We start from the raw sequence: 12603 nt of genomic DNA on the forward strand, positions 1-12603 counted from the left end.
AAGTTCAATTTTTTTTACATTTATTAAAAATAATTTGAAGAAAAGAGAAATTTAGCGCGAAAAGTATTTTTTGATATCTCTCGCAGCCCTTGTATAGCTTGAAAATTATTTTCACCGAGAATTGCTGGAGTTTCTAAGCTGCCTGTGCGGCAGTGAACTCGCATAACAGGAGCACGCATTACCAACCCATTTTCTAAGCTGCCTGTGCGGCAGTGAACTTATATTTCAGGCATAAAAAAGCGCCATTTAATTTCTAAGCTGCCTGTGCGGCAGTGAACTTAAAGATAACTTGCGGTTTAACATGCTAACATTTCTAAGCTGCCTGTGCGGCAGTGAACAATTCAATGATAAAAGTTACTTTATATTTAACTTTCTAAGCTGCCTGTGCGGCAGTGAACGTTATCTCGTAATACTCTGCAAACCTTTCTATTTTCTAAGCTGCCTGTGCGGCAGTGAACGTTATCTCGTAATACTCTGCAAACCTTTCTGTTTTCTAAGCTGCCTGTGCGGCAGTGAACTAAAGCCAAGTGTTGCAATAACTGTATTTACATTTCTAAGCTGCCTGTGCGGCAGTGAACGTTGAGATCAGCACTGTCGACACAGATAAAGATTTCTAAGCTGCCTGTGCGGCAGTGAACTTACTCGTCGCGCTCAAATAATGGGAGCTATGTTTCTAAGCTGCCTGTGCGGCAGTGAACATTGCCTCTTAATATCTTGTAGTGCTTTAGCATTTCTAAGCTGCCTGTGCGGCAGTGAACATTTAGAGGCGGATAAATTAGAGCGCGATTCGTTTCTAAGCTGCCTGTGCGGCAGTGAACTGATCGACGGTAAGATTGTCACTTTTAAAGCCTTTCTAAGCTGCCTGTGCGGCAGTGAACTTGTTATTTCCGCTGGCTGGCTTGTTATTAGCTTTCTAAGCTGCCTGTGCGGCAGTGAACCAACAGGACTTGAATCTCTTGATCATGCATTATTTCTAAGCTGCCTGTGCGGCAGTGAACGAATTTCAGTTTTCATCATCTTCATCTCTGTCTTTCTAAGCTGCCTGTGCGGCAGTGAACAAATAAACGCATGGCCGTGGTTGTTACGCTCATTTCTAAGCTGCCTGTGCGGCAGTGAACAGTATTTTGCCAAGGCACGTCGCCATTGTAAGTTTCTAAGCTGCCTGTGCGGCAGTGAACGAATGGGTGTTGGTTATATGGATATGAAGAAATTTCTAAGCTGCCTGTGCGGCAGTGAACCATAGCTATTATCTTTGTCACTTATTGGAGTTTTTCTAAGCTGCCTGTGCGGCAGTGAACATAATGCCATTAACGGCATCGCCGATTTAGTCTTTCTAAGCTGCCTGTGCGGCAGTGAACACTAAAGAGCAGAAGCTTTTAAAGTTTGAAAATTTCTAAGCTGCCTGTGCGGCAGTGAACGGTACTGTTTTGTATCGTGTTTTTTCATGGGTTTTCTAAGCTGCCTGTGCGGCAGTGAACTTAGCCAGTTTTTGATCGCCGTTGTACCAAGCTTTCTAAGCTGCCTGTGCGGCAGTGAACATCCAAATGGCGGTAAGAACATAAAACTTAAATTTCTAAGCTGCCTGTGCGGCAGTGAACTGTAACCAAATTTCAACAGCCTTGTTAAATCATTTCTAAGCTGCCTGTGCGGCAGTGAACTAAATGATCTGTTGGTTGTGTTTACCTTGTTATTTCTAAGCTGCCTGTGCGGCAGTGAACTTTTGCTTCTTTCGCCCATGTTACTTTTACATTTTCTAAGCTGCCTGTGCGGCAGTGAACGTGAAAGTGGATTAACTCACATCAAAGAAATATTTCTAAGCTGCCTGTGCGGCAGTGAACGTGTCGTTGCTCCCTGTGTCCTTTGTTGCAGATTTCTAAGCTGCCTGTGCGGCAGTGAACATTTGATCGCTGGGCTTTGCCATTGGTTTAACGTTTCTAAGCTGCCTGTGCGGCAGTGAACCTTCACTTTTTTGAGTATGACGGCACAGAGAATTTCTAAGCTGCCTGTGCGGCAGTGAACAATTGCATCTTGTTACATTAACTGTCCCTCATGTTTCTAAGCTGCCTGTGCGGCAGTGAACTCTAGCTTACCAAGAATACGCATGTGTTTTGCTTTCTAAGCTGCCTGTGCGGCAGTGAACAATAGAATATCAGCAAAAAAATAAGCTACAACAATAAACTAAGTAAATTTAAGCATTTTTACCTAAATTTTTAGCCTGTGTGTAACTCATTGATATTTAGTGTTGATTTTTAAAGAGCCATTTTTTGGTTATTTAGGCTTTGTGAGCCTTTGCATCCCCATTAAAGCTTTATTCGTATTCCATTTCATCTTTTCAGTATATTTAAACTACTGCGTGACCACTTGCCAATGTCCATTTTTATCACCGCCAATACGCAAAATAAGACCTTGTTGTTTTAATTTGCGCATACGATTAACTTTACGCAATCGTAAATTCTGCTCACGCTCAAACTTAACCGACAAACGCCCTACTTTTTCACTGATGTCTGCCACTAGTGTTAATAGCTTATTGGTAAGCGTAAATGGTGGTGTATTGTTCAAGTGCAACCTTCATTTTTTAATGGTGGTTTTTGTTAAAATAGAAACGTATTTTACCTCTGCAATGCACTACAGAGGTAAAACTTTTTTGCTAAGTTAAAACCACGGAACAGTGGCGGTTTCTTTACTCATGCCGTAACAAGTAAACTCTCCGCTAACTTCTTCATTCACGTGCGTCTGACTAATAAACAATCTAAATTGCTCATTTTTAGAAAGACTATTCACGTTTATAAATGGCAGCTTAGTTTCTTCATCATTAAAACTCGCATAATACTGTAACGCCTGCTCAAAACTTTCACTTTTGCGTTTAGCTCTACGCCTTGCCAACCTGGATAGATTGGTTTTACACTGTTTGCGTTTTACACAAACAAATTCGCTTACCTTTTCAGGTACAGATTTGATCGATGTAATATGCGTATGATCACTCAACCTTTTCAACCAATTTGTTATGGCTAATTGTTCAAGCAATGCTTCCGACGGTGCAAATATCCGCAACTTATTACCGAGTGGAAATTCAGTATTTTTATCACCCGTTAACGTGTAATGCGGAAAAGACACAGCTATTGCAGAGTTACCTTCTGATGTTTTATTTTCAGCAAAAGCAATGTGCACTTGCTGGAAAACTTTTTGCCAAATAAAGCCCAATGATATTTCAGTATCAGGCAGTAATGTGATATCGATATAATAGCTCATAGGCACCTCTAACTTTATTTAGATGACTTACTAAATACACCGCCACGAATTAAATTAGCAGTTACATACACTTGTTGATCTAGTGATAATTCAGCGTCATTTACCCAATCAATCATTAATGAATATAAGTCACCTTCTTTTTTGTTTTTACGGAAAGCGTCACCGATTTGGGTAACCGCACCGAAGGGTTCAATTGCAATAGGCTGCCCTTGATCTTCATAACGGTTATACCAAGTATCAATAGTGCGAATAGCATTACCTATTTTTACATTATGAATGGCTGCACAACCTTCAAGTTTAAATAAGACCTTGCCTTTTTCACCCATGTTCATTTCTTGTGAGGGGAATACGTGTTGCTGATGGCCTAGCTTTACAAAGGCATCAACTTCTACAAGCACAAAGCTTTGTTGATCACCTTGTAAACCCTCAGTAATGATTGCTGCTAACTGCTGCAAATCTGCATTGTCGCTAGATTTTTCAAACTCATTTAAAGAAAAGTCATAAGCATTAAATTTAAAGGTGCCACTCCCAGCTTTAATAATAATGGTTATTTCTTCTGCACCAACACGGTTACGCCATAAAAAACGGCCATTTGCTAAGTTGTAAGCGTAGCGATAAGCCAAAGTATTAATGCCTTTACCTTGTTTGAAATCAGTCGTTTTAGCTTTAATTGCATTACTAAAAATGGGGGAGTTACACCCAAAAGGGGCTCCGAGGTTGCCCACCACGCGCATGCTAAAGCTTACTTTTAGGGTGTCGTGCTTCAAAGGCAAGTTGGCATCATCACTGTCTGATGAAACGGGGTTAGGCTTGGTTTTATCCGCATCACTTGTGCCATGGGCACTTTGGGTTGAACGGTTTTGTCTTTTAGTAATGGGAATAGCCTGCCATTTTTCATCAGAGGTTATATTTTCCCATTCGCCTGAAAACATTAAAGCGTCAGAAGTTTCAAGTTTGCGTTCAAAAGCTAACATGCTTGGTAGTGCGATAGTCATGATTTTTCCTTTTAAGATTAATAATAAATTTCATCTGTTGTTGGTTCGGTTGGTGATATTTGGTTTTCTGTGTTTAAACCTTGCTGGCACAAATACCAATCTTTTTCATAAGACGCATAGCTCCATATGCTGGCCTGCCATTGCTCTTGGTTTTTTAAGCGATGCACGCTCTGCCATTCGCCAACAGAATGTACGGCCTCTACAAAACATAGGTCTGTTTCAGAATCTCTAGCGCCATCAATTTCTCCTGCTGGGTAAACGCCAGTAATGGCTTTATAACCTGTCATTATTGGAACCAAATAACCCGCTTGTGGTTTTTTGACATACTCCCAATTAGCCGATGTTTTGTCATTTGGCTCTAAGTAACTTTGCCATTGCAATAAAACTTTAGGGTTAATGCTTTCATGCTTCTCTGCAAAGTAAGCTATTAACTCACTAGGTATAATTTTTTGCTGATAAGGTTGGCTTTTATGTTCAAGCCAGGTGTCATTAAGTGACGAAAGAACTTCGGACTTTTCTGCTTGGTTAGCAAGGTGCTTATCTAACAATTCACAGGCTGGCCTAGCCACTTGTTTCAAGGCAATAAAATCAAACCATGCATCTAATAGATCTGCTTTTGGATCATGTTCTTTAAGCGTTGAAAAATGCTCTGCCAAATAGTCAGCTCTATCTTGCAAAATAAAACCAGGTAATAGCTTTCTTCTAACGCTTTTAAGTTGATCTTCTTTAGCTAAATCAACAATGCCTACATTCGCAACAGACAACACAGTTCCACCAGCTAAACGCTGTATTTGGCAAGCATTTTTAATAAACTCCGTTAGAGGGTCTTGTAAACCGCCTAAGTAGCCCTCTACAGGTATTAATAAAGAAACAGTCATGTTCATTTTGGCTTCTTCAATAACAGATGGTGCTTTGTGCGTATCTCCTGGCTTTGTTGTTTCTAAATAATTAACGCTTCTATTCTGAGAAAATAACAATCCATTTTCTGTTTCGAACGTATTCGAATGACTACTGTGTGCAATAACCGCACATCCACCGAGAGATAAGCTATTTAAACTAGAATCTTCTGTTAATTTTCTACATAAATTATGACTAAAACCTAAAAAATGAGTTATCGCAGGAAACCCCCAAGTGAAACCGGAGACTGCATTAGCGTTTTGCACCTTAATTCTTTCAATTAATAGATACTGGCTCATACTGTTTCCTCCTGTTGGGTTAATTCTTTTGTGATAAACCCTTCTCTGAAATTAGCTTTGAATATTTTCATCCACAACTTGGTATGGGCATCTTGTGGCGTAAATTTTCCGTTGGCTTCAGCTAGCCTATTATTTAGCCAAACAGCAAAGTCTTGAATAATAACCGTCTGCCAATTACTGCTGTTTTTCATAGCTGAAAAATCTTCATCTTGACGATAACAATCTAATAACACTTGGTGTTCAGGTTTTAATTTTATCTCCTCAATAGCAGACCAACCTGCAGGCAGGGTTTGTATATTCTTAACATAGACCAGTACCTCATCAGTTAGGTTTTCAACCCACTCTTCCACCCATCGCATGCGTTTCGGATCTTTAATACTGAGTTGCAAATTTTCAAAACGAGTTAAAAAATCAGACAAATATTGAATGTTTTCCTTTACTTCGTAATTCGCTGATAAATCATAAAAAAAGTTGGTTTTGTATATTGGTGCTTTTAGCTGTGAATGCCAAACTGGTGGCTCGGATGAAACCACATAGAAAACACCATAAGAACTCTTTGAATCTTTATAAAGCTTCCAGTTTCTACCTCTATTTAACATTGATACATTCTGAGGGTTATTTCCACCAACTCTAATAACTGCATTTTTGTTTTGTGGCATTATAAGTCGCGGACTTAAGGAACCATCTTCATGAAAATAATCAGTTCTTTTTTTGTATTTAGCATTTGTTATTTTAGTAAAAATTGACTCCGCAAGTGTAGACGAAGCCAATGGAGCTAGTAGATGATAGCTTTCACTATCCACAGGAAAATATATCTGCTTTGTAAAACTTGCTGATTTTATATTTCTTTTCTCCACAAGCTCTGAAAAGCCTGACTTCCATATTTTCAGCTGAGCTTTGTTTTTATAAAAACCATCTAAAAAACAAAAATCATTTTCTAAGATCAAGTCATAAATAGAAAATCCGCCATAAGACAATGCTAAGAACCTAGAGATACTTATTAATGCACCATTATTGTGTGCCATATCGAAAGTTTTAGAATCGTTCGAAATAGAAGCTGTATTTAATAAGGGCAATTCATCTTCACAATCAACTAAAACTCCATCATTGGGTGCTGAGCTATGGCTGAATTTTAGAGGGTGGGTGGATTTAATTATTCGACTTCCAACTGATATTTTTTTTATTGCGTTTGCATCTAGCCACTCGACTATTTCATTTGGATTGCTTTTCAGAATATCAAGATCCAACTTCTTTTTTTCTATCGAGGCTGAAAGCCGCTCTTGCTTTTGGGCATTCGATTCAGCTTTAAGAACGGCACTCTTCTCTTCTATGTATTTGTTTGCTTTAGCTAAAGCAGATGTATTTATACTCGTCTGAAAAAACAAAATTATTACATCACGCCAATTATTATTCTGGATTTCTTCAATCATCATTTCACCTCTTGGTAAATCCCTAAATTAGAAAAATATTTGTATTCGTTTATGTCATTTTTTTTGTAGCTAACCAACCTTAACTCACCAAAACGCAGGGAAGCTTCTTCTTCACTGATATTAAAATCGTTAGCCAATTCTGCGTACATAGTTAACGGGTTTAAATCAAACCAAAAGCTAATACCCTCAGCTGGCACAATGGCGGGTTCTTCTATAATTGAAATGCCAGCCCCTGATAGTGCTCCCATTTTAGGTGGATAAGCCGCCTCGTTCTTCCATTCCCATTGCAGATCATTATTCTTGTAGAGCAAAAACACAGCTTCATCTTTGGCGGATTTTCTAAAGGCTTGTAAGTTTTGCAATACTCCGCACCAATGCGCCTGCTCTTTCCACCAAAGTTTGGCTGAATCAGGATTTTTAAATAGCTTTTCTAACAAAGCTTGATGCTCTAGTGCCACTAGGTTTTCCAGCGGGGGCTGCTTACTTTTAATCACTCTTTCTACTGCGTTAATGGGTTGATATTGTGATTCTTCTAATACCTCTCTTAATGTATGTTTATTCAGCTTGAGCTTTAAGTTTTCCACCTCAAAACCAGGCTGGTTAAAACAGCGTTCACTGCCTTTAAGTTGCTTAATGTTTTGGTTAATTAATAGCATATTTTCTTTCTCTGGAACGTGCTCACGGTGCCTTAACACACGTCCTGCTATCTGTATAATAGAGCGCATAGAGCTAGGTTCAATGATTGCCCAATCATAATCGTGATCACGGCCAACCTCGGCTACTGGTGAAGCTAATACTATAAACATCTGATTTTTTTCTGCTGTTTTGTTAACTAGATTCTGTAGATTTTTAGGTGGCCAGCTCTTTTTATGATTCAGCATTTGATCTAATTGATTTTCTAAATATGAACGCACAGCTAAAGGGAAACGGCTGTGATACACGCATAAATGTATGTGTGTATTTTCAAGTTCTGGTAAGTTTAATAGTGCCTTAGCAACTGCAACCATTGGATTGATGTTGGCCATACGCACTAAACCAATTGAAACCTTCTTGCCATCAAGCTGTACATGATTGTTTTTATGCAGAATAAGAGCACCCTGCTTAATTGTTTGGGCAAAATTGACATGGATATTACCCGTTGTATTTAGATTATCTAGAATTTCAGCCTTGTGTTTTGCTATACCTGAACTTAAATATTCCACTCGTTTTTTAACATACTTTTCATGCTGCTCTTTGAAGTTAGAAAAATCTTGAATTTCAGCTTTATAAGAACCGCCCTTTTCACGCTCATCAAACCAAGCGCAGTTAACGCTTTTGTTCCAATCAGCAATATTCACTTTGGCATATTCAACCCAACCTGCTTGGTACGCTTGATAAGCAGCAAAAGCTAGATCTGGTGGCATGGTGGCAGTAGAAAGCAGAACTCGACTGCCTAACATGCCTGCCCAATAAACCAACCGACATAAAGCAGGTAAATCCTCTAAGCCGAAATCATCAGGTTCATCAATGACTAAATCAGAAGTGAGCAACCTTAACATCGGGCCGATTTGTTTACCGCCTTTGGTACCATCTGTGGCAGGGATTAAATGATCAATAGTGCAAACTAACGCAGGCGCTTGCACAAGCTTTTCAATGCGTGGGTTAGTGCCTGTCCAAGTGTATAAACTGTGATCCAAACCTGACAAATCATAATCAACATATAAGTCTGGATCTAAAAAGTCTTCAACCGACTCGCTGCCTACCCCGAAGCTTTCTTCAGGCGTTTTTTTATGTTGCTCATTTTCAAACAAGGCTTTAGAAGCAGAACCACCTACGGCAATCGCTAGTTGCTCTGCGGTTAAATTCAACTGCTTACGATATTCTCTACCTGTTTGTAAGGTGAGTGTTCTTAAACCCAGTGCTACGGTAAAGCGACAATTTTGCTCTTTATTTGCTAGGGCATACATTACTTTGGCATTGGCAAGCGTTTTACCCTTACCTGTCGATGCCATATTAATACCAAAAAATCCTTGTTTCTTACTCGATTCACTTAACTCTAAGGCCAGTTTTTGTGTTGCTATCTGCCAAGCGTATTTATCATCAGTCTTGGTACTTTTTAAAAACTTATTATCTCCCAACGCTTGTAAGCTACTTTTTAGTTGTGGCAAAGCGCTTACAATATCTACCGCGTGTTTAGCTACACCAATTAAATGTTCATCAAGCTGTTGTTTAAGCGCTTTCGTATCCCTGTCTGTATTTGCAAAAACTTGATAATTAGGGCTTTGCCAGTCTGTTGTTGGCTCTTTTTGTGCTGAATAATGATGATCTGCAAGCATCAAAGCCATTCGAGCAAGGTGACTACTAAACAGTTCACCATGTAAAAGGTTTTGAGTGGAAAGTTGTTTGATATTTTGCAGTGCTTTATCTGCTACTTTTATGGCTCTAAGCCTCCACTTGGTGCTTTTATACGGTAAACCTTCGCTATGAAACGTCCAATTATCCTGTAAAAAAGTTTGGCTATCTTCGTCTTTAAAGTTATAAGAATTCCAAAAAACTTGTAACTCTTCTGCAAACCAACTGTTTAATGGAGTGACTCCATATTTATGTAGATCTGCCGGCGATGTTTCTTGAGTTAGATCCTTCTTCCAACCAGGCACAAAAGGCAGCTTATGGTGGCTAAGCACTAACCAACCGACTAACTGAGCAAAAGGTGGTAGTTTAGCTAATGGGTTATTTTTTCCTGTGCTAATACCGTCTTGGTAAATATCATCATTATGGTTTTTATCTATTTCAGTTAACGCTATTAGCCACTGTTCATCTGTCTTATCACCAACAAATGCCTGAAAAATTCTTAATGATACCCACTCATGCCTTACTGGCTCATATTTATTTTTACCTTTGCCTTTTAGTTTTTGCTGAAACAAAATATTTGCCTTACCAAAATCATGGAAAAGTGCTGCAATAGCGACTGCATTTTTCATTAGTTCCAAGCTCTGCCACTTTTCTATATCCATAAACTGCTCTACATTACTTTCGGTATAATTAACTGGCACTACACCTCTTTCATCAAACTTGGCTTTATTCCCCACTACCCATAAAAATTGGCTGCGTGAGCGGCTTCTGATCCAATGACAGCTGACGGCGGTGCTTTTGCTGGCGGTTTGACGTAGCATTTTTTTTACTGTTAATAAACCATCTTCGGTGATCAACGTTTGCCATGTATTGTCACCGATGCGATCGGCAAAGGCGTCGAGCACTCTGCGCGTTTTCTTAAGCGCATTTTTTTCGCATTGACTAACAAGTGTGACCATCATGATCCACCGTCCTTTGGTATTTCATTATTCTCTTTATGGCTTATAGAACAAAAAATATTGCCTTTAAATGTTGCAGGGAGCAGTTTCGTAATTTGAGCATGATGCTTTGAAAATGAGTTCATGGGGTCGCACTCCTCGATAAGCTCTACAACCACTTGCTCACCTTCTTGCACAATGGCCTTGTCTGAGCTTAGCCATAACATGACATTTAGCATTTTTAGTGCTTCACCAGACTGGTTTTGAGGCAGTATGATCATCGCTTTTAATGGATAAGCGCGTTTATTTCTGTATAACTGCACATAAAACGTATTATCTGCTAATTGGCTATAGCACTGTTGGTTGGCACTATCTAGCTGCAAACATAAGCTATGTGTCGGTAAAGGCCAAGACGTCATTCTTTAGGTCCCTCTTCACCCAATGCTACTTTTTTAACTTGCTCAAACATAAAATCAAGCGCTTTGTGATCGGTAAATACCTGTAATATTTGTTGACGAAACTCTTGCTCGGTGGCATTTTCTTTGGCGCAGATAAACGCCCATGGCAGGACGATGGCGTCTTTAATTAAATCGGCAATATCAAATACTAATGCTCCGCGCCGGGTTTTGCCGTGCATTACCGCAAAGCCATGTGGAATGCCTAATACCCATAATGTGCAAGCCGCTAATCCGTAGGCGAGATAGTTACCGTGATTTAGAAAATCATTGGCAAGATCGGTAGATTGATGCTGGCGCGTAAAATTATCTGTTTTGGTGGTATTAGCCGCGAACTTATACAACTGCTTCGTTAATTGCGCCTCGGTTAACAGTAATTCTGAGGATTTATCTGCTTTTTCTAAGCGTTCGTTAAAACGCTGTAACGCTTGTTCAATACCAAGATCACCTGTAGTAAAACCGGCACCGCGCAGGTCGCGGTCTTTTCCCCAAACATGGTGCAAAAAGCCGATACGTGCTTGCTGGAATTGTTTGGCAACCTTAAGCCGCTTAGCATCATCAAACCAAAAACGCATCCAACCTTGCAGATACTCTGTGGGTCGATATTCACTTTGCGGGGTCATCCATTCAATTTCTCTTTCCACCTCATTTGCCATATATAAAGGTGTACCACCTCCACCAGAGAAACCAATTAAAACGCCAGCTTGAGCAAGCATTCGTACTGCAGCCTGTGTAATAGAAGTTCCCGTTCCCAGCAATAAAACCGTAGTATTGGCAATCGGAATATTAAAATACTGATTATCTTTCTTAGCTTCAACTAAATAAAGAACCCGCCCATCTTTTTGCATCACTCGGCAATGCTCTAAGTAATACATATTGGCACGCTTAGAATGCAGGATGCTTTTCAAATCCGACGGAGATAAATCTTTCATTGTGAATCACTCGATTTATTAGAGATAGGGTTTACTATTCATGAAAATAAACGCGTTATCAGTACGTTACATTCTGCTTAAATAACATTCAACCCTGTTATTTTAGACATCTATAGAAACTAGATAGGTTGAGGCAAGTAAGGGGCAATATTTTTCCTGCATTCTGAACTTAATACAATCTGCTGGGCTTCAGGCGTATTTTGATAGTGGTCAATATTGAGTCGCTTTAATAGATAATTGGTAAGCGCCCCTCTTACTGAAATTATTTTTCGACCATTTACCATTTGGTAGTCCTTTTCTATGATCTGTTTTTGTACATCTGAAAAACGAGGATCGGGCTCAATCACTACATCAACAAAGGTATTCCAATTCTTATCCTGTTCAACACTGTGAGTCGCTTTCCCTTCAAAAATAGCGTCGCCATTAAAACGTGATAAAGAAAAGTCTCTGAAATCTTGGTTTTTATTACAGTACGCACGGATATGCCAACGCAATCCGTCAAAAATAAGCGAGTGAGGTTGGATAATGCGATCTAAGTAATCTGGATTTGAAAGTGATATATAGCCAATATCGATGGCTAATTTTTCGCGTATAGCACGTAATATAGGCCTTATTTGTAGAGGGTTCAGATTTCGTAACGGCGCCTCTACCTCAAAAACGGAGGTAGAAATACTGGGGTGATCATCGCCTGAGATATTGACTAAATAGTCTGAAAAATCATTAAGCTTATCAATAGCGGTGAAACTATCACTCACTATAAATGCTTTTTCTGATGGGTTATAGGTTAAGTTCTCTGGGAACATTTTCTGGTATTGCTTTAATATTTTTTGCGCAGTCGCTTGAGAAAGATCATATTTTTCACGCAGATGACGGGTATTGATCCGTCCTTCCCACCAAACCAAGGTCTCAATGAAAAAAAAACGTTCATCAATTTTATAGGTCATTCACAACTCGACTGTTATTTTTTAATGTAGGATAATTACATTTTATAATAGTAAACTTATTGATTAACCTCGCATTTTAGAATGCTCACTTTATTTTTGTGATATTTAATAGCAGTTCGTTAATTTATAATAT

9 protein-coding genes and 1 CRISPR repeat array are annotated in these 12603 nt (G+C 39.2%); all 9 genes read right to left on the reverse strand.

The genetic code is table 11. The features are described from left to right. The first annotated feature begins 130 nt into the window (after window positions 1–130). Window positions 131–2140: direct repeats of the CRISPR family, unit length 28 nt; unit sequence TTTCTAAGCTGCCTGTGCGGCAGTGAAC. A gap of 206 nt (window positions 2141–2346) precedes the next feature. After that, the gene (locus KSO91_RS13475) at window positions 2347–2559 is read right to left on the reverse strand and encodes a hypothetical protein (protein ID WP_238743521.1); all 213 of its coding nucleotides are present in this window, start codon (window positions 2557–2559) and stop codon (window positions 2347–2349) included. 93 nt (window positions 2560–2652) lie between these two features. Beyond that, window positions 2653–3249, reverse strand: a complete 597-nt coding sequence (gene cas6f, locus KSO91_RS13480) for a type I-F CRISPR-associated endoribonuclease Cas6/Csy4 (protein ID WP_238743522.1) — start codon at window positions 3247–3249, stop codon at window positions 2653–2655. Between the two features lie 14 nt (window positions 3250–3263). Then, window positions 3264–4244 carry a type I-F CRISPR-associated protein Csy3 gene (gene csy3, locus KSO91_RS13485; RefSeq protein WP_238743523.1) on the reverse strand — a complete coding sequence of 327 codons (981 nt, stop codon included), beginning with the start codon at window positions 4242–4244 and terminating at the stop codon, window positions 3264–3266. Window positions 4245–4261: 17 nt separating this feature from the next. Further along, window positions 4262–5440 carry a type I-F CRISPR-associated protein Csy2 gene (csy2, locus tag KSO91_RS13490; RefSeq protein ID WP_238743524.1) on the reverse strand — a complete coding sequence of 393 codons (1179 nt, stop codon included), beginning with the start codon at window positions 5438–5440 and terminating at the stop codon, window positions 4262–4264. Beyond that, window positions 5437–6873: a type I-F CRISPR-associated protein Csy1 gene (csy1, locus tag KSO91_RS13495; RefSeq protein ID WP_238743525.1), complete on the reverse strand. Its 1437-nt coding sequence runs from the start codon at window positions 6871–6873 to the stop codon at window positions 5437–5439. Before csy1 ends, csy2 begins: the two co-directional genes overlap by 4 nt. Next, window positions 6870–10163, reverse strand: coding sequence for a type I-F CRISPR-associated helicase Cas3f (gene cas3f, locus KSO91_RS13500; RefSeq protein WP_238743526.1), 3294 nt, complete (start codon window positions 10161–10163; stop codon window positions 6870–6872). Before cas3f ends, csy1 begins: the two co-directional genes overlap by 4 nt. Beyond that, complete coding sequence (locus KSO91_RS13505; RefSeq protein ID WP_238743527.1) at window positions 10160–10558, reverse strand: hypothetical protein; 399 nt, start codon at window positions 10556–10558, stop codon at window positions 10160–10162. The genes cas3f and KSO91_RS13505 overlap by 4 nt, the downstream gene beginning before the upstream one ends. Next, complete coding sequence (cas1f, locus tag KSO91_RS13510) at window positions 10555–11526, reverse strand: type I-F CRISPR-associated endonuclease Cas1f (protein ID WP_238743528.1); 972 nt, start codon at window positions 11524–11526, stop codon at window positions 10555–10557. The genes KSO91_RS13505 and cas1f overlap by 4 nt, the downstream gene beginning before the upstream one ends. A 119-nt stretch (window positions 11527–11645) precedes the next feature. Next, window positions 11646–12470, reverse strand: a complete 825-nt coding sequence (locus KSO91_RS13515; RefSeq protein WP_238743529.1) for a BrxR family transcriptional regulator — start codon at window positions 12468–12470, stop codon at window positions 11646–11648. Between the last annotated feature and the right edge of the window lie 133 nt (window positions 12471–12603).

The organism is Psychromonas antarctica (genome assembly GCF_022267535.1).
Lineage (GTDB): Bacteria > Pseudomonadota > Gammaproteobacteria > Enterobacterales > Psychromonadaceae > Psychromonas > Psychromonas antarctica.